This is a genomic window from Agrobacterium sp. InxBP2 (genome assembly GCF_026191755.1).
GTDB lineage: Bacteria > Pseudomonadota > Alphaproteobacteria > Rhizobiales > Rhizobiaceae > Agrobacterium > Agrobacterium pusense.
On sequence record NZ_JAINDY010000018.1, the window covers coordinates 1 to 20,381 of the forward strand.

At 57.7% G+C, this 20,381-nt stretch carries 17 protein-coding genes; 5 read left to right on the forward strand and 12 right to left on the reverse strand.

Features of this window, described 5'->3' with window-relative positions:
- The 3 genes from K7A42_RS01595 to K7A42_RS01605 form a co-directional block, all read right to left on the reverse strand.
- The coding region (locus K7A42_RS01595) for an alpha/beta hydrolase (protein ID WP_322784211.1) at positions 1-567 on the reverse strand (567 nt) is incomplete at its 3' end.
- 665 nt (positions 568-1,232) lie between these two features.
- Positions 1,233-2,900, reverse strand: coding sequence for an FAD-dependent oxidoreductase (locus K7A42_RS01600; RefSeq protein WP_108082003.1), 1,668 nt, complete (start codon positions 2,898-2,900; stop codon positions 1,233-1,235).
- Positions 2,901-2,913: 13 nt separating this feature from the next.
- Entirely contained in the window at positions 2,914-3,216 is a 303-nt protein-coding gene (locus K7A42_RS01605; protein WP_006699077.1) for a UBP-type zinc finger domain-containing protein, read from the reverse strand.
- 557 nt (positions 3,217-3,773) lie between these two features.
- Between K7A42_RS01605 and K7A42_RS01610 the strand changes: the two genes are divergently transcribed.
- The 5 genes from K7A42_RS01610 to K7A42_RS01630 all read left to right on the forward strand — a co-directional run bounded on the left by K7A42_RS01610 (position 3,774) and on the right by K7A42_RS01630 (position 10,327).
- A complete protein-coding gene (locus K7A42_RS01610; RefSeq protein WP_108082004.1) occupies positions 3,774-4,850 on the forward strand; it encodes a GSU2403 family nucleotidyltransferase fold protein in 1,077 nt (358 codons plus the stop codon).
- A 522-nt stretch (positions 4,851-5,372) separates the two neighbouring features.
- Positions 5,373-5,957, forward strand: coding sequence for a glutathione S-transferase C-terminal domain-containing protein (locus K7A42_RS01615; RefSeq protein ID WP_108082005.1), 585 nt, complete (start codon positions 5,373-5,375; stop codon positions 5,955-5,957).
- Between the two features lie 644 nt (positions 5,958-6,601).
- Entirely contained in the window at positions 6,602-7,513 is a 912-nt protein-coding gene (locus K7A42_RS01620) for an MBL fold metallo-hydrolase (protein ID WP_034499518.1), read from the forward strand.
- Between the two features lie 760 nt (positions 7,514-8,273).
- Positions 8,274-9,110, forward strand: coding sequence for an alpha/beta fold hydrolase (locus tag K7A42_RS01625; RefSeq protein WP_112766899.1), 837 nt, complete (start codon positions 8,274-8,276; stop codon positions 9,108-9,110).
- A 368-nt stretch (positions 9,111-9,478) separates the two neighbouring features.
- The gene (locus K7A42_RS01630; protein ID WP_112766898.1) at positions 9,479-10,327 is read left to right on the forward strand and encodes a helix-turn-helix transcriptional regulator; all 849 of its coding nucleotides are present in this window, start codon (positions 9,479-9,481) and stop codon (positions 10,325-10,327) included.
- 11 nt (positions 10,328-10,338) lie between these two features.
- Here K7A42_RS01630 and K7A42_RS01635 read toward each other — a convergent pair whose 3' ends face one another.
- From K7A42_RS01635 to K7A42_RS01675, 9 genes are all read right to left on the reverse strand, one after another.
- The gene (locus tag K7A42_RS01635) at positions 10,339-11,088 is read right to left on the reverse strand and encodes an SDR family NAD(P)-dependent oxidoreductase (RefSeq protein ID WP_108082009.1); all 750 of its coding nucleotides are present in this window, start codon (positions 11,086-11,088) and stop codon (positions 10,339-10,341) included.
- Between the two features lie 210 nt (positions 11,089-11,298).
- Positions 11,299-12,213 (reverse strand): MBL fold metallo-hydrolase, encoded by a 915-nt coding sequence (locus K7A42_RS01640; RefSeq protein WP_034499512.1) that lies wholly within the window; start codon positions 12,211-12,213, stop codon positions 11,299-11,301.
- A gap of 226 nt (positions 12,214-12,439) precedes the next feature.
- Positions 12,440-12,826, reverse strand: a complete 387-nt coding sequence (locus K7A42_RS01645) for a response regulator (protein ID WP_034499510.1) — start codon at positions 12,824-12,826, stop codon at positions 12,440-12,442.
- Between the two features lie 104 nt (positions 12,827-12,930).
- Positions 12,931-15,810, reverse strand: a complete 2,880-nt coding sequence (locus K7A42_RS01650; protein WP_416220889.1) for a PAS domain-containing protein — start codon at positions 15,808-15,810, stop codon at positions 12,931-12,933.
- A gap of 125 nt (positions 15,811-15,935) precedes the next feature.
- Positions 15,936-17,426, reverse strand: a complete 1,491-nt coding sequence (locus K7A42_RS01655; protein ID WP_282454697.1) for a mechanosensitive ion channel family protein — start codon at positions 17,424-17,426, stop codon at positions 15,936-15,938.
- A 63-nt stretch (positions 17,427-17,489) separates the two neighbouring features.
- Positions 17,490-17,921 carry a CBS domain-containing protein gene (locus K7A42_RS01660; RefSeq protein WP_282454698.1) on the reverse strand — a complete coding sequence of 144 codons (432 nt, stop codon included), beginning with the start codon at positions 17,919-17,921 and terminating at the stop codon, positions 17,490-17,492.
- A 188-nt stretch (positions 17,922-18,109) separates the two neighbouring features.
- A complete protein-coding gene (locus K7A42_RS01665) occupies positions 18,110-18,520 on the reverse strand; it encodes a cupin domain-containing protein (protein WP_034499505.1) in 411 nt (136 codons plus the stop codon).
- Positions 18,521-18,593: 73 nt separating this feature from the next.
- Entirely contained in the window at positions 18,594-19,352 is a 759-nt protein-coding gene (locus tag K7A42_RS01670) for an SDR family oxidoreductase (protein WP_034499503.1), read from the reverse strand.
- 36 nt (positions 19,353-19,388) lie between these two features.
- Positions 19,389-20,132 carry an alpha/beta fold hydrolase gene (locus K7A42_RS01675; protein WP_282454769.1) on the reverse strand — a complete coding sequence of 248 codons (744 nt, stop codon included), beginning with the start codon at positions 20,130-20,132 and terminating at the stop codon, positions 19,389-19,391.
- Positions 20,133-20,381: the final 249 nt, after the last annotated feature.

The following is a 20,381-nucleotide window of genomic DNA, read 5'->3' on the forward strand; positions in this document are numbered from 1 at the left end:
CTGACGCCACCAGTTCTGGATCACGCCTTCATGCACAGTCGCGCCATCGCGGTTGAAGCCATAGAACGGGCCGGCCGGCACGTCGCGGAAGAACTGCGCACGGTTTGCGGCAAGGGCTGAGCGGAAGCCGTCAAAAACCTCGATCGGAAGGCCTTCCGGATTGGCCTCGGTCTTGACCATGATCGGCGGTACGGCGGAAACGAGAACGGCCTTGGCAACACGGCCGGCGGGCTCGCCATGCTTGGCGACGTAACGGGCAACTTCGCCGCCGCCGGTGGAATGGCCGATATGCACGGCATTCTTCAGATCGAGCGCTTCAACGACGGCAAAGGCGTCGGCGGCGTAGTGGTCCATGTCGTGACCATCCGCAACCTGGGCGGAACGGCCGTGACCACGGCGGTCATGGGCGACAACACGAAACCCCTTGGAGACGAAGAACAGCATCTGCGTATCCCAGTCATCGGACGAGAGCGGCCAGCCATGGTGGAAAACGATCGGCTGGGCATCCTTCGGGCCCCAGTCCTTGTAGAAAATCTCGGTGCCGTCCCTGGTTGTTACAGTACTCATGGTCTTGGTTCCTTCGGTGGCGGTAGTGGCGGAATCACTCTTGGCTGCGAAGCCGAAAACGGGATACATCGCTGTAACGGCAACGGCCGTACCTGCGGTCAGCAACACGTTCCGGCGTGTGATAGATGTGATATTCGTGGTCATCTCGCGTCCTGCGATCTCATTTTGAAAACTTCAGGCGACGCTGTGTTCGTCTGACAGACGCGATATTGACGTGAGAGCCGCCCATCAACAATTGATTGAATAGTGTCGACTTTATTTCATATTTTGAAATAATACGGCGGCGGAGTGTAGGGTAATGCTCCTACCTCCGCCGATGGCCCCGGGGAACAGGCAGATGCCAAGTCTCTTCGTCTCCGTTTGCGGGAGCACGATATCCTTTATCAAGCTTGGAGACTCCATAGAAAGTGGCCGATTGCACCACCACGATCGGAAATGACCGAAGTTTCCCTTAGTCCACGGACATACCGGGCGAAGCGAAAGACAGGTTTTGTCCGCGCGCAGAATTGAGAACCTCTTGAATATGAACGGAGAGGACACCGTGCGATGCAAGCGTGTTGTCACGGCGGCCGACTGATCAACGACAAGGGAGGAAACGAGAAGCAACCCTCTGACGTCTTTCAGTCTTTAGTCTTAAGTGTGCCGGACGGATCGATCCGGGTTATTCAACCGGGCTGCCGGCCAAGACACTCATGAATCTGGGAGACTACAGCGGCACCCTCGCCCACAGCGGCGGCGACGCGCTTGGTCGACCCTGCCCTCACATCACCGATCGCAAACACATTTTGAACACTCGTCTCGAGTGGAAGAACGGATGTGCGTACAGAAGAAGCCCTGCCCGTCAGGACGAATCCCTTGTCGTCGACGTCGACATCGGAGCGTAACCATGACGTGTTCGGATCAGCGCCAATGAACAGGAAAAGGTGCCGGACCTTGAAGGTTCGTTCACCACCGGATTGACGGTGTCGCATCACGGCCCCGCTCAGACCAGTCGAGCGGTCTCCCTCAAGGGCAACAATCTCGCTGTCGACATGGATTTCGACATTGGACAGCGCCCCGATACGGTCAATAAGATAGCTGGACATCGTATCCTTGAGGGGTCTTCGGACAACAACATGGAGCTGCCGGACCTTGGGAGCAAGGAAGACAATCGCCTGCCCCGCCGAGTTCCCCCCTCCGACGAGTACGACCTCTTCACCTTCGCATAGTTTTGCCTCGATAGGAGACGCCCAATAGGAGACACCGGACCCTTCGAATTCGGCGAGATTTGCCAACTGCGGGCGGCGATAACGCGCCCCGCACGCGATCACCACGGTTCGCGCATCGACGCTCCGTTCGCCATCGAGACCCAGCCGCAATATCGAACCGGTTCCCCATGATGATTGAACAACCCGCAGGTCAATAACGGGGATGGGCAAAGCAACCTCGACCCCGAATTTTATCGCCTGGTTGAAGGCACGCGCCGCAAGATCTTGCCCGGAAATCCCCGCAGGGAAGCCAAGGTAGTTTTCGATCCGTGCGGACGCTCCCGCCTGGCCGCCTGCGGATCGTTCGTCAATCGCCAGGACACTCAAACCTTCGGAGGCCGCGTAGACGGCGGCCGCCAGGCCGGCCGGGCCGGCGCCGATGATCGCAACGTCATAGACGGCACCGGAAACAATCTCCTGTGCGACGCCCAGACAAACTGCGGCCTCGTTGTCTGTCGGATTCTTCAGAATGGCTCCGCCGGGGCACACCATCAGGGGCAGTTCTTCTCTCAAGATACCCAGTCGATGGACAAGATCGCGGCCTTGTCCGTCGGCGTCAGCGTCAAGCGCAACATACGGATATCCGCTTCGCGCCAGAAAGCCTTGAAGGCGGATAAGGTCAGCACTGCCCGGTTGACCTACCAGTACAGAACCGGCACCGCCCTGATCTACAAGGGCGACGCGCCGAAGTATAAACGCGCGCATCACGATCTCTCCGATGTCGGCGGTGCCGATGATCAGAGCTCTAAGATGCGGGGCGTCGAATGAAACGGCCATGCATCCCTCCGCACCGGCACGCCCACTCGCCAGGGATGGCCTGCCCGACAGCTGGCTGACCTCTCCGGAAAATTGACCCGTCGTATGTCGGGTCACGGGAACGCTGGATGACAGGCCGTCCTGGCGCAAAACCTCAATCGATCCTTCGAGCACCAGCCAGGCGGGTGCGTGCCTCTCGCCGACATTGAAAATCATCTCGCCGGGCAGAAAGTACCGCGGTTCGTCATCAGCGAAACGTCTTGCCGTCGCAATCTGTTGCGGATCGAGTGCAGGAAACATCTGGTGTTCACGTGAGCCTGCGGCGGTCATACCTTTTCCAATCTCAGTAGTAGCGGGGAATCGGGCCGCGTTGGGGCGTCTGGTCGGGCAGGTCCACGAATACCTCATCGATATAGCACCAGCCCCAACCTTCAGGAGGATCGTAACCTTCTATGATGGGATGGCCGGTCTCGTGAAAGTGCAACGTCGCGTGCTTGCCGACCGATTGATCACAGCAGCCGACGTGGCCGCATTGTCGGCAGATCCGCAAGTGGAACCACTCCATGTTCTCCTTGAGGCACTCCTCGCAACCGAGCGTCCTCGGAGTGACGGACCGGACTGTGACATTGTGGTTGCATCCGCTCATGCTCGCTCTCCATTATCATACCAATGAGAGTATCCCAGTGTTGAGAACGCTTTTCTCGTCCTTCAACGCGCTGCGACGGGGATCCGGGTTCAATGCAAAGCTGCGCGATGCAATCGATCGCTCATTGGGCCAGCCGTTGCTCATCGATGAAGAGGTTATGCCCCGCTGAGCGGGAGTGCGATACCAGACTATGGTGTAGGTGGCTGATGGTCTGATCAGCGTACCGGAGCGAAAGGCTGGTTCCATCGGCGTCCACGGGGCCACTCCCGTTGTCGCCATCTTTCCTCATCGACAGCCGATGTTCGCGACTTTGCAAATACGACCGCGCCAAAGCCGCACCCCGGCGGCAAGGAGTTCGCGCTTCTAAGCCGGACTGGCATTGTCTCCTCTCTGATCAAACCGCGCAATGTTGCTGGAGAAGTGTACGACTGTTCGCCTTGAGGGTAGCGCCGGCGTTATAAGTTTCTGGCAAACACTTATAACCTTGACACGCGTCCATGTCGTTATAAGTTTTTGGCAAATCCTTATAACTGCATTTCCGGGCACGAGAGGAAATAATGCTGAGAGAGATTGATATCAGCTACCGCACAATGTTTGCGGAGTTGACCCAACGAACGCTCGACGCCCAATTTGTGGCGGACTTTCCCTTAGAGGGATGGTTCGTGACTGTAACCGTCAAAGATCGCGACTACTGGTATTTCGATCTCCCGACTCCTGAAGGCAAGGACAAACGAAGATATGTCGGCCCGCACTCCGACGAGGCGATTACAGCACGGGTGAAGGCCCACAAGGAGATCAAGGACAACATTCGGGAGCGCAGACGCATGGTCAGCACTCTGCGTCGTTCCGGCCTGCCCGGACCAGACCCGTTTGCGGGCGCTGTCACGCGGGCCTTGGCCGATGCTGGATTGTTCCGGTTGCGCGCTGTTCTTATCGGGTCGGTGGCATTCAGCACCTATGCCGGGATGCTCGGCGTTCGCCTGCCATCGGCGGTTATGCAGACAGGCGACGCTGATTTCGCGCAGGACTTCGCCATTTCGGCCGAGGTAAAAGACAGCCTGCCGCCAATCCTGGAGGTTCTTCAGTCAGTCGATCCCGATTTTCGAGCAGTGCCGCACCAGGCGGACCGGGCCAAAATCGTAGGCTTCCAGAATGCCAGGGGCTACCGCGTTGAGTTCCTGACTGGAAATCGGGGATCGGAGGAATACACAGGTAAGCCGTCGCCTATGCCTGCACTCGGTGGCGCTTCGGCGGAAAACCTGCGATTCCTTGATTACCTGATCTACGAGCCCGTCCGCACGGTGCTTCTCTTCCGCGAAGGCGTGAACGTACTTGTCCCAGCCCCGGAGAGGTACGCTGTCCACAAGCTGATCATATCGTCTCGAAGGCGATCGGACGCTCTTGGACGCCTGAAGGCAGACAAAGACCTCTCACAGGCCGCTTTGCTCTTCCAAGCCTTGGTTGAGACGCGCCATAATGACGAACTGGCCGATGCATGGGAGGAAGCGTGGGATTGGGGAGATGCCTGGAAAGAGGGCATGGTCAACGGACTTCTGAGGTTACCCAAGAACGGGGTGAAAGCCCTCGAAAATGCCCTCGGACCCGAGACGTTAAAAATTGCGCTGCAAAGGTAGTGTATCGACAAACCGGGAGATGGTCGTGTCGATATTTTTCTATGACGGGCCGAACCGCCCGGTTGGTCTTGACTTTCGGGGTGTCGTGACTGAAGCACCGCATGATCGCTTCGGGAGCCATTGGTTTTCGTCGTCGCCGCAGCAATATTCCCTGCAGTGCCGTTCTGATCTTCCCTGTGCGCGTGTCAGCGGCATCATTCATCGCGAAACAACAAGCCTTCCTTATCGTCCGAGGAAAAGGTTCACGTCAGAATGCCGGCGCGATCGGCGGGATGAAGCGAGTCCCTTTAAGCGTCTTGCCCCACCGGGATCTAGCCCGCTTGGTTTGCCGTAGACGATCGCGGAAAGCACGCACTGCGCAGCGTAACCATCTCCCTGCCCTGTCGTCCATACACCAGGACTACATCACTCTAACCTTCGGGCTAATTACCAGACCGTGGCGGGCACAATAGTCTCCGAGGTGCAGGAGCGGCCAAACCAGTTTGAGAGTCGCTCCTTTCAATATCGAAGAGGAGTGTTCGCTTGAAACTATACTACTATCCCGGGGCATGCAGCCTTTCAGACCATATAGCTCTCCGAGAAGCGGGTGCCGATTTCCAGATCGAGCGCGTTGATCTTCAAACCAAAATGACGTCGTCTGGTGAAAACTTCAGGCAGATCAACGCGAAAGGGTACGTACCAGCGCTGGTCTTGGACAGCGGAGACGTTATCAGCGAGAATGTCGCAATTCTCGACTGGGTCGCCGCAATGTATCCAAGCCTGGGCGTTGGCGGACCGCTTGGAAGAACACGGCTGCTCGAGACCCTCGCATTCATCTCATCGGAGTTGCATCAGGGCTTCGAATCCCTCTGGTCTCATCGAGGTGCCGAGGAGGTTGAGCGTGCCGAGGCATCGTTGCGACCGAAGTTCGGTTTCCTGTCGCGGAACTTCAAAGGCGAGTTTCTTTTTGGAGACAATCCCACTGTCGCGGACTTCTATCTGTTTGTGATGCTGTTGTGGGCAGAACGTTATTCGCTCGATGTGGAGACGCATCTCGTCGAGTATCGGGACATGCTAAAGAGGCGTCCCAACGTTGGTGCAGCTATGGCTGCAGAGGGCCTCATCTGACAAAACTGCTGGCGCGAAAACCATCAGCGCCAGTTAGTGCCAAGGACAATCCGCAGTGCCAGCGCACCAGCGACGTTTCTGCCGGACCCGCAACCTGCGTTCTTCCGCCTTCAGACCCGTGGTAGCCGTCTGATGTCGACCTGTGGTTCAGCAGCAGGAACGGGCAGTCGCGCACAGAGTGCCGCGGTGTATGCGGTTTTCAATGTCCTCAATAGCTGTCGGCGGCGGCCCGACATGTCTCTGGCGGGGAGGCCCGTGACAAACCAGACCATCCGCCGCGAGAGGTTGTGATACGGCGGGTTGGCGGACGAATGCCCTAAGTGCGCGGACGCGATAACTTCCAACGCAGGCCGACGGGCCGGCATCGCATTCTACTGAACTGCAATTTGCGTGGGCACCAAAGGCCGATCCCCTCCCGCTGGCTGTAAACAGGGGACGTCAGAAGCACAGTAACCACGGTTTTTCTCCTTGAAAAATGCCGGACAGCATCACCAAGCTTGAAACCGAGTAGCGCTTTGGTGGTAGGCAACGATACCCATGTCGAGCTCACACGCTCCTTTGGGGAAGACTAAAATGACGGCGGCTTGCAGAGTCCAGAACGCGACGCAAGCCTTCCATTTATCTTCCCGTTACCGGAGCAAAGAATGAATTCCAAACTCAACAAGAACCTTAGGACCGCGCGAGACGAGATAGTCCCGTCCCGGTATGTTGTTAACGTTGGCGACATCGAGGTGATCATCATAAGCGACGGCATTCTGACGCCGCCTGCAGAGTCCATGGCCACGAACGCGGACCCAAAAACCCGTAATGCCTGGCTTGATGAGCGGTTTCTCGATCACGACGCTTTCGACTGGGCCTTGAACGCCGTTGTCGTCCGCAGCGGCGATCAGACAATACTCATCGATAGCGGTTTAGGCGAAGAGTACCCCAGCTTTCCTCGGGCAGGCCAGTTTGTTGCGCGACTTGAAGCGGCGGGCGTCGATCTGGCATCGGTGACCGATGTGGTGCTGACGCACATGCACTTCGATCACGTTGGCGGCCTTCTCGTACAAGGTGTGAGGGATCGCCTTGCACGAGACGTTCGCGTTCATCTGTCCGCGGCGGAAGCCGCGTTTTGGACGAACCCTGACTTTTCGCGCACTGCGATGCCGCCGGATCTTGCGGAGCTTGCGCGCAGTGCCTCAAGAGAATTTCTTTCGGTCTACGCAGATAACCTGATGACCTTCGAACACGAGACAATGATCGCGCCTGGTGTCGTGGCCACGAAAACCGGCGGCCACACTCCGGGCCACAGCGTGGTGCGTATCTCCTCGAATGGCGAAAAACTAATGTTTGGAGGAGACGCATTGTTCCCTGTCTCCTTTGACCATCCTGAATGGCATAATGGATTTGAGCATGACCCCGAGGAGGCTACAAATGTCCGCCTTCGGCTTATGGCGGAACTGGCCGGAACGGGTTCCTGGCTTGTGTCGACACACTTGCCATTTCCATCCCTGGGACGGGTCGCACCTTCTGAAAAGCTGTATCGTTGGGTGCCGGCACCCTGGGACTACTGATCAACAGCTGTCATAACGATTCCCTGCCGTCCTGCCGCATCGCAGGGCGGCGTTTTTTTTGAATGCACGGCCGACCGCTTGTGAGCGCGCGCCTGCTTTCACACCCCGCGGGATATCTACAAGAAGCAAGTTAAGAGCCATCGGCCCGCTAAGGCGTCGCCGGTGAGTTCTGATTCCAGCTCTTGCTGTAGTGCACATGCGAGCGACCCGTATGAATGCCTATACGCGTTTTAGCCGAACGTCAGGCAGGAAACCTGCCCTGTTCCTTTGCCTAAAGATTGTCATTCATACCGCGCCACGCGGCATCCCGCCTTGACTGATGGTGAAGGTCCACCAATTCGTCAAAAGCCGAGTCGTCAACCGGTCCCTACCCGAATCTTGGGCAATTTTGCCAAGTTCCCTTACAGCCGTGGAACGAAACCTGGGCAGCGAGGGCCGTAGGCGATCGGATGCTGGAGTGTTTTCGCTGCAAATTCCGCAATCAAGCAACACACACAGCAATCCGGCAAGGTCGCAACCTTCTTATTTCGCCTAAAAACGTCTCCGTAAACAGCCTCACAAAATGGAGATGGCCATGCATGACACCCTTCGCACCACTCGAACACCCTGCCACGACGCTCTTGTTGCGCCTCCGGTACCTTTTCGTCGTAACTTGCTGCTGCTGGGCCTGTCCGCGCCGCTGGTTGCAACCGCGCCGGCCCGGGCAATTGCAAAGACAGTTGACGTTGCAGCCGCCGCAATCGAAGGCAGAAATCGTCAAATGAATTATGTGACCACAGCCGATGGCGTCGAGATTTTTTATAAGGACTGGGGTCCCAGGGACGGTCAGCCGCTGGTCTTCCACCACGGGTGGCCGCTTTCCGCTGACGATTGGGATGCGCAGATGCTGTTCTTCCTCGGTAAGGGATATCGTGTGATTGCACATGACCGGCGTGGCCACGGACGATCGAGCCAAACCGGCGCCGGCCACGACATGGACCATTACGCTGCGGACGTCGCCGCGCTCGCAATGCATCTCGATCTTCGCAACGCGATCCACATCGGTCACTCCACTGGCGGCGGCGAAGCCGCCCATTACGTCGCCAGACATGGGCAGCCTCAGGGTCGGGTGGCGAAGTTGGCTCTCATCGGTGCTGTACCGCCGATAATGGTCAAGACGAACAATAACCCCGGAGGCCTTCCGATAGAGGCTTTTGACGACCTTCGTGCCCAGCTTGCCGCCAATCGGTCCCAGTTCTACTTTGATCTGTCGAGTGGCCCGTTTTATGGATTCAACAGAGACGGCGTTAAACCCGTTGATGCTATCATCCAAAACTGGTGGCGGCAGGGGATGATGGGCGCCGCGAATGCGCACTACCTCGGCATCAAGGCATTTTCGGAAACCGACTTCACGCAGGATCTGAAAACAATCAGTGTCCCGACAATTGTTATGCATGGAGGCGACGACCAGATCGTTCCTCTCGCCAACTCCGCTCCGCTGTCCGCGAAATTGCTGAAGCGCTCTACCCTGAGGGTTTACGAAGGTCTCCCCCACGGCATGTGCACAACGCACTCGCAACTGATTAACACGGACCTCCTCGCTTTTGTCAAAAGCTGAACTGTCGGGAGGCGGTGCGCGATCTGACACCGCCTCCCCGCGCCAGACAGTCATCTCACAGGGATATCGTCGTTCATATAGCAAACGCCAATTCTGACACCATTGGACATGGGACACCTCGTGCAATGGGGGAAGCTCTCTTCGTATCCGGATAGCCTCGCTCCACGATCGCCGAGATGAACCTAGGCTGTTGGATGATACCTCATCGGCGCGCTGTCCCGTATCGTTCTTTCTCGTTCTCGACATGGAGCCGATAGAAGGACGCACACGTGGTTCGCCTAAGGACAAATTTCCGTCAATCAGAGACTGGCGAGGCGACGAGCAGTTTCGCCGGCCAATCTGTGTCGGGAGTTCCAGCGGACAAGGAAATGGAGCGAGTGCTGCGAACCCCGCCGATTGAATCCCTTAATATTCATGACCCTTTCGAGACCCGTTTAGCCCGCTGGAAACATCAACCGTTTCACGATGTCGTAAAGCCGATGTCCGACCATGTCGTAATGACCTATCTCGGCGCGATGCAACGCCTCGAACGCGTCTCCGGGAGAGACCACCGCTCCGCCATGGGGCGTAGAGGCACCATCACCGTCATACCCGCTGGCTCCAGTTCCCGTTGGGACATCCATGGTCCGATGGATATCGTCCAGCTCTATATGGCACCCCAACTGCTCGATCATATCGCGCAGGAGTGTCCGGGATCTACTCGCCAGCTGATCGAGATCACGGCCCGACCCGACGCGTTCCTGGCGGCGCTCCTGGAAAAATCGCTGGGAGCGCCGGACAATCCCTCCTTCCTGGAGGCGCTTTATCGCCAGCAGATCACGTCACTGATCGCGGTTCATCTTCTAAAGGGTCCCGATCATGCGGCCGAAGATCCGGGGAGAGCCTCGGGCGGCCTTGCTCCGCACGTGTTACGAACAGTCCTGGAACGGCTGGCGTCGGACGACGAACTCGACTTCTCACTCGGGGCGCTCGCCGCCGAAGCGAACCTGTCGCGGTTCCATTTTTGCCGGGCATTCAAGAAAAGTACGGGGGTGAGCCCGCATGAGTGGCTGCGGGAGAGGCGGCTGGAGCAAGCGATGGGAATGCTTCGGGACCCGCGCGTGCTGATAACAGACGTTGCGGGACAACTGGGCTATGCGACGCTGACCGCATTCAGCGTCGCATTTAAACGTCACACGGGACTAACGCCGAGCGAATGGCGAAATGCAGTTCTTTGAGCCAGTCCGGCTCATACGAGCGTCATGCCTCCGTCAACGTGAAGTTCGATGCCGTTGACGAAGCTCCCCGCGTCCGAGGCAAGAAAAAGGGCCGCACGCGCAAGTTCTTCCGGTTGCCCCATGCGACCGGCAGGAATAAGAGACGCCATCTGCTCCTCGAACGCTGGGAGCAGGGTTTCGGGAACGCCCAACTTTTCCAGGATTGCTGTCTCCACGGGCCCAGGGCTCAGGATATTGACCCGGATCCTCCTCGGTTTCAGCTCGATTGCCCAGTTCCTGGCAAATGCTGCGACAGCCGCCTTGGAGCCGGCATAGACCGTGTGATCGGGCAGCACCTTGGTCGCGGCAAGGGAGCTGGTCACGATGATGCTTCCACCGTCCCGTATCAATGGCGACATGGCCTGTACTCCGAAAAACACCCCTCGCGTGTTGATGGCAAAATGCCGGTCATAGTCCTCCGGCGTCACGTCAGCTGACGTCGTCAGATTGATGATACCGGCGTTGGCCATGTAGACATCCAACCGGCCAAATTTTCCGGCGACGAAGTCGGCAAGTCTCCTGTGATGGTCGAGATCAGCGCTGTCAGCGACGAAGCCCACCGCACCGTGGCCGATTTCATCAACTGCCTGTTCTACCACGTCCGCTCGCCGTCCCGTGATAATCACCTCGGCGCCTTCCTCCGCGAAGAGTTGAGCGGTCGCCCTGCCGATCCCGCTATTACCGCCGGTTATTACAACGACTTTGCCACTCAGATGCTGCATGTCTCTGTTTCCCATTAAAATAGAAGTGAGTTCACCGGCGGCGAAAGGCGCGCGCCGGATGGCGGCAGCGGAAGCAACTTCCCGCTCCCGCGGCCCGTCGGTCGGTCAGTGACACCGCTCGGTGGCTGAGCGACTGACTGAACAGCAAAAGGCCGCACGCGACGGCGCCCAGGTCGATCGCATGCGGCCCTCTCGTTCCGGTTTATTTGGTCAGTAATCCCAGAAAACCGGGACCCAGCGGAACGCGTCGCCGTCTGTCGCCACTCGTCCGACCGAAGGAAAAGGAAGATGCGTGGCGACCAGCTGCTCGCCACTGTCGGCTAACTCCCTCAGGAGTTTGAGCCGAACGCGCGCAGCCTCCTCCGGATCGTGCTCGAAACCGTTGTACCAGTCGGGATGATCAAAGCCGACGGCGAAAATCGCGTCACCCGCAAAGGTCAACCGGTCACCTCCCGACGAAACACGCACCACACTGTGTCCCGGCGTGTGTCCGCCTGTGCGGTGAATTACGACGCCTGGCGCGACCTCATATTCGTCGACGAAAGTCTGGATGAAACCCCGATACTCCGAGGCGAACTTCTTCGCTGTCGCACGGAGCGCGTCAGGGAAACCCTGGGGCATGTTCACGTGCGTGAAATCGGGATTTTCCCAGAAGCTGAGTTCAGCAGCAGCGAGATGGATGCGCAGGTCCGGCCGGAGCCGTTCTTTAACACCTTCGACGAGAAGGCCGCCGACATGATCCATATGCATATGCGTGATAACGACGTCGGTGACGGATCGAAGGTCCACTCCCGCCGCTTCGAGCCGTCTGATCACCTGTCCTGCTCTTGGCAGGTTAAGATCGGGGTCGAGCCCAAGACCTGCATCGATCAGTATTGTTTGCTCACCGTGACGAACAAGGACGACGTTCAGCGACCAGTCGAAAGCGTCTGGTGGCAGAAACATCTCGTCCAGCCAGGCGGCGCGCTCGGAAGCGTCGGCATTGTGACCGAGCATCTTCGTCGGAAGCGGAAGAACGCCATCGCTGATGACCAGGACTTCAATTTCACCGATTTGAACGGCATAGCGCGACGGAACCAGTTCTTCTGTCCCAACTTTCGCGCGTAAAGCGGTACTTGCGTTCATGCTTGTCTCCTGTTTGGTTGGAATAAGCGGAATTTTGCGGCAGTCAGCTGTTGTGGCCGGAACCCCTGTTTCGGAACAGGAAACGTATGGACACGAGACTGCGCGCCCAGTTTATGAGGCTGTCAGGGGGCGGTCGACTGGACGGTCTATGAGGTCAGCCTAGCCTTTTGCGTATTGCACCGCGCGATCCGCGTAGGACACCGCGCTTAATTGCAGGCCATGCCATCTATGAACGGATCGAACTGCGGTCCCGTTTCGCAAGAGCTTGCCGGATTGCCTCCAGCAACGCATTTCCGTCGAACGGCTTTCGCAGAACAGGCCTCTCGGGCCCGAATGATTTCCGATAGAGTTTCTCGTGTCGCCCGCTGATCAGGAATACCGGAATATGAGGGTGGTTGCCCTCCACACAGGCCTGCAACTCAAAACCGTCCATGTCTTGCAGCCCGATGTCGGTTATCAGGACGTCTATGTCTGCCATTCCTTCGGCCAAAAGCGCTGCGCCCGACGAAAAGGTTCTTGGGATGAACTCAGCGGATTCGAGCAGTTCCTGAAGGGATTCCAGGACCTGGGGATCATCGTCGACGACTGCAATCACTGCCGCGCCTGGGTTCATTCTCTCCTCCATAGACCGCGGCACTCCCGTATTCGCTATCTTTCGATCTTTTAGCCAACGTCCCTTGCCCGGGTAACGTTCGCTTGCACGCCTTACCGCCACGACTAACCGAGGTCGATCTGTGCAGCAGGCAAGCTGAAAATGAAGTTCGCGCCGTGCGGTTCATTTCTTTCAGCCCATAGCTGGCCGCCATGCGCTTCCACAATCGAGCGGGAGATTGAAAGGCCCATACCCATTCCCTGATCTTTTGTTGTGAAAAAGGGTTCGAAGATTTTGGCCGGAAACTGAACGCCCCGGCCCCGATCGATGACGGAAACCCGCACCTCGTCACCCGTTCCGTAGACCTTGACCGTCACAGTTTTCCTCGTCGAGACGGGCGCCATTGCGTCCATCGCGTTGCGGACGAGGTTCATGACGACCTGCTGTATCTGGACGCGGTCGAAGGGCTTGAGCGTCAAACCGATCTCGAGATCAAGCTCGATGCGAATACCCCGTCGTGCGGCTTCGAACGAAACAAGATCGCGCATCTCGAACACGATTTCGTCGAGAGAAGTGCAGTCGCGCGTGTTTCTGTCCTGCTTAAACAGGGCACGAATACGGCTGACGACGTCGGCGGCCGCGTTAGCGCTGTGAATAATTCGATCAACCGCTTTTTTTGCCCGGTCGATGTTCGGAGGGTTCATCGTCATCCAGCGCTGGCACGCATTTGAGTAATTCATTACGGCCGCAAGTGGCTGGTTAACCTCATGTGCTATGGATGCAGAGAGTTCAGCGAGACTGGCCGCCTGGCTGGCACGCGCCAGACTGTCCTGCGCCATGCGAAGGTTTTCCTGGGCGCGAACCTCTCCGTCGATATCGAGACAGATGACATTCCACTGAACAATTTCTCCCGTCTCGGTCCGCATCGGAGCGGCGCGGGTTTCTACCCAGCGATACTCACCATCGTGGCGGCGCAACCGATGCCGACGGGCATAGGGCTCGCCTGTCGACAGACATTGGTGATACTGTTGTTTAACCCCTGCCACATCGTCCGGATGCACACCTGCGTCAAGCGTTCCGTCCAGACGGGATTTTCCGCTGCCATCCAGCGCATCCAGATTATATCCCAGGAACTCCCTGAGTTGCTGGCTGCGGTAGAGCGGCTCTCCGTTCGGCGCCGCGCAGTCTATCATCGCCGGTAACGTTTCCACCAGTTGCCACAAGAAGCGTTCACGCTCGCGCAGCGCCTCCTGGGCCTTCATCTCCTCTTCAATGTCGATCGACGCGATATACCATTGAAGGACCGTCCCCTCTTTGTCCTTCAACGGCTGTGCGCGAGCCTCGATCCAGCGGTAGGATCCATCCCTGAGAATCCGGCGAAATCGGTTTGTGAAGGGCTCGCCCGTTGCAAACCCATGCTTGGCCCTGTCAAACATCACGAGGAAGTCCTCGGGATGGACGACCTCCAGAGCAAGGGCGTCAAAGTCCTTAACGTGAGAAGATGGCATCCCCGCCTGGTTCAGGTATCTCTGACTGGCATAGGTCATTTGTCCGGTCGGGGAGAAGCTCAATACGTTGAATGGCACCGCTTCGAGCATTTGCTCCAGCTGCTGTTTGCTTTGATGGAGAGCCGCCTCCGACCGGACCTGATCTTCGATATCCTGCGAAAGCCCATACCACTGGATAATCTCGCCGTCGTCGTCGCGTAGGGGTTCGGCTCGCCCCAGGACCCAACGGTAATTGCCGTCGGCCCCGCGCAGACGGTACTTAAGTGAGAACGGCTCGCCCGTTTCAATCGAGTGTTGCAACGCACCCGCAAACGAGTCCTTGTCGTCTTGATGAACCAGAGCGTCGATAAAGGCCGCCAGGCCCTTTTTCTCTGCGGTTTCGTAATCACCAACCTGCACGCCAAGGAAATCGACAACTCTTTTGCTGAAAAATACGGGGTCACCTCGCGCACTGAGCCGCCACAGGTAACTCGGCACCAGATCAACCAGCTGTGAAAAATCCCGCTCCCTGCTCCTTAGTGCATTAAGACTTTCCTCGAGTGTACGCGAAGCGCGTTTTTGCTGCATTGAAACGACTGCAACCACGACAGTCGAAAAAGAAGAAACTGCCAGAAACAGCTGCAAGACGAACTGTCGATGCTCTTCTGCAAAACCACTGGCAGAGGCCGGATCGGCTGCCGGCGCCGCAGACAGGGCAGCGAGCGCAACAAGTGCAGCAACGGCCATCGCCGCACCCTGCAACGCAAATCGCAGCGCTGCCCACAGTAACAACGGCGCAATGACGAAGGCGAATGGCAGATAACCCTTCACGAGAAATGCTGTCAGGCCGAACAGGACCAGTCCAAGCGCGCCCGCCTCACAAAAACGTCGGGTCGAGATGACGCCGTCCCCCTGCCAGCTCTGGAATACCGCTATCACGAGCGGCGCGGCCGTAAGCACGCCTGTCGCATTGCCGAGCCACCGGAACGCCCACGCGGTAGCGAAGGATTGCGGCGGGATGCCAAGCCGGGCAAGGGCGAAACTCCCGACCGTTGCACTGATAACCGGCGCCAATCCCCCGCCGAGGAAGAGCAGGGCCAGGACGCCTTTCAACGTATCAAACCGGGGGGCAGGTCCGAGAACGCGCTTGACAACCAGTGCTCCGGCCACCGCCGTCAGCGCATTGCCGAAATATATCAGCAGGGCTGCGGAGGACGGGCTGCGAAACCAAAGAATGTTCGCTGTCATTTCAGCGCCCAATCCGGTTGCGATCCACCATAACCAGGTGAACTTGCGCGTGAAGAGAAGGGTTACAATAAAAAGGCCTCCCGGCGGCCAGACTGAAATTCCCGTGCCCTGTACGGTTGCAAGCAGGTGGGCTAAGCCACAACCAGCAAGATAGGAAAGAAAGAAAAATCCAAGATAACGCGCGTCGGGCGGTCGAACCGGAACAGACTGCAACCGGTCGCTCAGCCCGCGAAGGCCCGCTGCATCAAATAAGTGCCTACCGATATTCAAGACCAACGCTCCGTTTCGCCCGAACATCTCCGTCCGAACCCAGGACCGGACGTGCGTTCAACACCTGACGCCCGATAATAACTGGAAAAATCAGGCGGCGAACCTCGTCTGAAGGCTAGGTTTTATTAGTTAGTGAAGATTGTCCGGATCGACCTTAAAAGTGCGTGCGAGGTATGGTCGTTTCTAACACTGGGATTAATAGCATGACGGGCGTTCTCTTCATGCAGCGACAGCTTTATCGAAAGCTCCCTGGCAAGTTCGGGCTGGTTTCTGAGCAGGTTTGAGAGAGGTTCGTGGCCGATCTCCCAGATTTTCACGGCGGACACCGCCTTCAGGGAGCTGTTCTTCCAAAATTGAGACGAAAAATCCGCCCCGCCATAGAGATCGCCGGGTGAGAGGCGCCTTTGCTCCAATCCATCCTGCATCACTGCGACAACGCCGGAGTCGATGACGATGACAGACGAGACTTGAGAGTCGTCTGGTGCTATTGTGGCGCCCTCCGGGTAGGCCCGCAATGTGGCTGCATCGGCAAATTGCTCCTTCGCAGCCTCATCCAGGTTTTCAAAAATGCTGTTCTGGCGCAGGATTTCGACCAGCCTTCTTTCGCGATAATGCGAGGAATCAGGCGTCGTGGACTGCTCCGCAAGAAGAAGTGACGATGCCGACGGAGCAAATTGCAGGTTGGCGGCTTTGCAGTGGCGGTGAAGCAAGTCAATAATTTCGTTTCTCGCTCCTATCATATGCATGGGGTCCTTCACCCGTGCATAAAGATCGGCATCGATCGCATTGGCGTCGATCCCTTTGAGAGCAACCACTGGGCCGGGATTCCTGATGATCAGGTTGCAGCCTTCAAGGGCGGTGGTGATAACCTCTTCAATTGCCGACGGTGTCGTCGTTGACTTCAATCTGATGGTCAGCTGCAGCAAGTGCGTTTCTTCCGGTCGGCTGACATTGGTGAGCCCCAGCTTGGCCAATGCGCTATTGGGTAGGACCACGACGTTGTTGGCTATCGTCAGTATCTGCGTCGAGCGCCACGTGCTGGCGACCACACGCCCCTCCACGCCATCATTGAGGCGTATCCAGTCTCCAAGCGTGAAGGTCCGGCCAAGCGTCAGGGCGATACCGGAGAAGACATCACCCAGCGTGTTTTGGAGGGCCAGGCCCAGCGCTATTGCGATCACGCCCGAGGTCGCAATCAAAGTCCCGACCGGCAGCCGGAAAACGAATGCAAGAGCCGAGAGCGCGACGCACAAGTACACGCCACCGACCACAATGTCTTGAAGGAGGCGCGCTTCTCGCGGTCTGCCTTCGAGGACAAGATAAATACGTACAAAGCCGATCACAGCCCACGCGAGGTGCAACCACCATAACATCTGCCCAAGGATCACGACGAGCGTTCGGTCGTCATCTGTAGGCGCGCCGCTCGACTGGCCAAGCGGCACTTGTCCAAAGACGATGACGGCCGTCATGGCGAGGAAGAAAGCAATCTGGACGACAAGCCGGAGATTGGATCTTACCGGACCGATGAGCTTCCAAACGATCATTCCCGTTATTCCGAGAAAGACCAGCCAGGCAATTGGATCGGTCGCCAGATCGGCAGAGAAATCTTGCATCATGTAGATGTCCTCAGACAGGAACTGACTGGTGCTTTGACTGCTTGTATGCCCATTGAGAGGCTGTTAGTAGCCAAACCCGGCGATGTAGTTCTCCATCATGTGTTCCTGCAGTTGCTCCTGTTCGTAGAGCACCTTCAGGGCATCCCGTATGTCGAGAACGCCCAGTGGTTTTGCCTGATCTCCAAGAACGGGCATGTTCTGGAGGCGATTATCGACCATCACCTGCCACGCTGTTTGCAAATCATCCGTCGGGCGACAACCAACGATCTTCGGGCTCATCAACCCCTCAACCGAACCCGGTCCGGAGCGATGGGCGATATGTCGAATAAGATCGGACTTGCTGAGGACGCCTCTTGCCACGCCGTCATCAGAGCAGACGACCGCGAGCCCAACGCCAGGTTTTGAGAGTGTCGCCGCCGCGCGCGCCACCGTATCCGTCAGATTGACAATCATCAAACGAGCGGAGACCATGGGGTAAAGCTTTTCGATGCGCATCGCGTTCTCCTGCCATCAAGGGTCAATTGTCGGACCTGCCCTTTATTGCGGCATACGAACCGGAGTGGCGCTGCGGCGGCGCCACTCCGGTGTACTGGCCGTGACCTGATGGATCATGGCCAATGGTGAGCCTCTACAGCTGTTCAGGCAGGCCCCGCCGAACAGCCGTTGACGAAATGCCAGCGGCCTTACTTCTCGTAATTTGTAAGATTGGTTTCTGACGTGTCGACCACGAACACGGCAAGCAGACGCGCGCGCTCGGTTTTACTTGCGTTTTCGCTCACCGCGTGATGATCTCCGGGGTATTCGGAAAAGTTTTCGCCAGCACGGTAGACAGTGACCGGACCGCCGTTGACCTGGCTGGTGATGGCGCCTTCCAGGACGGTCGCGTAAATGAATGCCGAGGCCGGATGCGTGTGCGCAGGAGAGTGGCCGCCCGGTGCATATTCGACGAGCACGCCCCGCAGGCTTTTTCCGGGAACGTTCGGAAGTGGTTGATCGTACACGATCTTCACGTTCTCGCCTTCGGCCTCATGTGCCGCGACGGATGTGACGAGCGACATGGCGCAGGCGGCGCCGCAGAAGAGTAATTTCATCATCATAATTCTCCTTGTCGAAGAGGGCTGCCTGGCCAATTCCACGCCAGACAGCACCGGGTTGAGTGAGAGCCGCTTATTTCTGCTGCGCCGAATAGGCCTTCAGCCATTCGTCAAAGCCGATAGCGCCCAGATGTGCGCCTGCGTCGGGAACCAGCGTCCGGTCATCAATGCTGACTTCGAAGTAGCGTGCTTTCGGATCGGGCATGACGGTGCGCGGATCGTTGGTTGCCTTCAGGAACCGACTGATGAACTCGTTCATGGGAGCTCGGTCCGGACCGGCGATTTCGATCGTTCCATTCAAAGGTTTGCCGACCGCAACTTTCGCCACGGCGTCGGCAACATTATCGGCCGCGATGGGCTGGAATGCTCCCGTCGGTGAGCGGACGATCGAGCCTTCAGTTGCCGATTGCGCGATCGCACCGACAAACTCGAAGAACTGGGTGGCATGGACAATCGTGTAAGGGATGCCGGACTTGCGGATGTGTTCTTCCTGGGTCAACTTTGCGCGAAAGTAGCCCATGGCCTGCATCCTGTCCGTGCCAACGACCGACAGCGCAACATGATGGCGCACTCCGGCGTTCTTTTCGGCCGCGAAGAGATTGCGCCCTGCCGCTTCGAAAAAGTCCATGGCCGCCTTTTCCTCGAATGAAGGAGAGTTCGCCAGATCGATGACAACCTCTGCCCCCGCGAGAGCATCATCCAGCCCCTCGCCTGTAACGGTGTTCACACCGGAATTTGGCGAGGCAGCAAGAACGTCGTGCCCCTGCATTTTCAGCCTTGCGACCGTTTTTGAGCCGATCAACCCGGTACCCCCGATGACGACGATTTTCATGTCAGTTCTCCTTGTTTCAGTTGATTGATACGGTGTTCATTCGGCGGCACGGGCGGCCAGATCAGCTGCGCTCTCACGCGCAGCTTCCTCGATGATGGTGGCGACCTCTTTCGGCCTAGAGACGATCAGGGCGTGAGATGCTCCTTTGAGGATGACCGTTTTGCGCGCCTGAGCGCGTTTCGCCATGAAACTCATGACGGCCGGTGGAATGCAGAGATCGTGCGAACCGAAAATTGAGTAGGAAGGCAACACCTTCCAGGATGGTCTTTTCGTCAGTTCTGCAAAGGCGGCTTTCGAAATGGGCCGCTGCGTGAACGCCATCTGGATGGCGGTTTTTTCCGGAACGTCCGCCGCGAATTGCTCGCGGAACATATCTGGCCGAATATAGAGGTCCTGGCCTCGGTCCTGCAGTTCTACCGCGTTCAGCGTTTTCGATAGCGTACTGCCAGGGAATTTCGAAGACAGGCTGGTGCTCGACTCGCCAGTATCTGGTGCGAAAGCCGCAACATAAACGAGAGCCTTGACGTTGGGACTATCATTTGCAGCCTCGGTGATAACCGGACCTCCATAGGAGTGGCCGACAAGCACTACGGGTCCCGGCACCGAGTGGAGATAACTGGCGACTGCCGCACCGTCATTGGCCACGCCTCGCAGGGGATTGGCAACGGCGACAGCCTTGTATCCGTCTCTTCTCAGCTTGTCGATTACCCGGTTCCAGCTCGCCGATTCTGCAAAGGCGCCGTGAACGAGGACGATCGTCGGCTTGGGGGAAGGTGACATAGCGAAGACGGCAGCGTCAGGTAAGACGCCGACCGCGGCCGCAATAACCAGAATTTTGAGTGCGCCTCGCACAAGTGTTCTCCGTCAGGCGTTTCCGTTGACATGAGATTGCGCGATTGCCGCCCTCGGGAATATCGAGCCTAGGACGAGGTCACATAGACCAAAGGCGAGGTTCGGTCCGCCGAAAGACTGGAGGTGCAACAACCAAACAAGGCAACCACCGCCTATCATGCAGGCGTGTCCGCATGG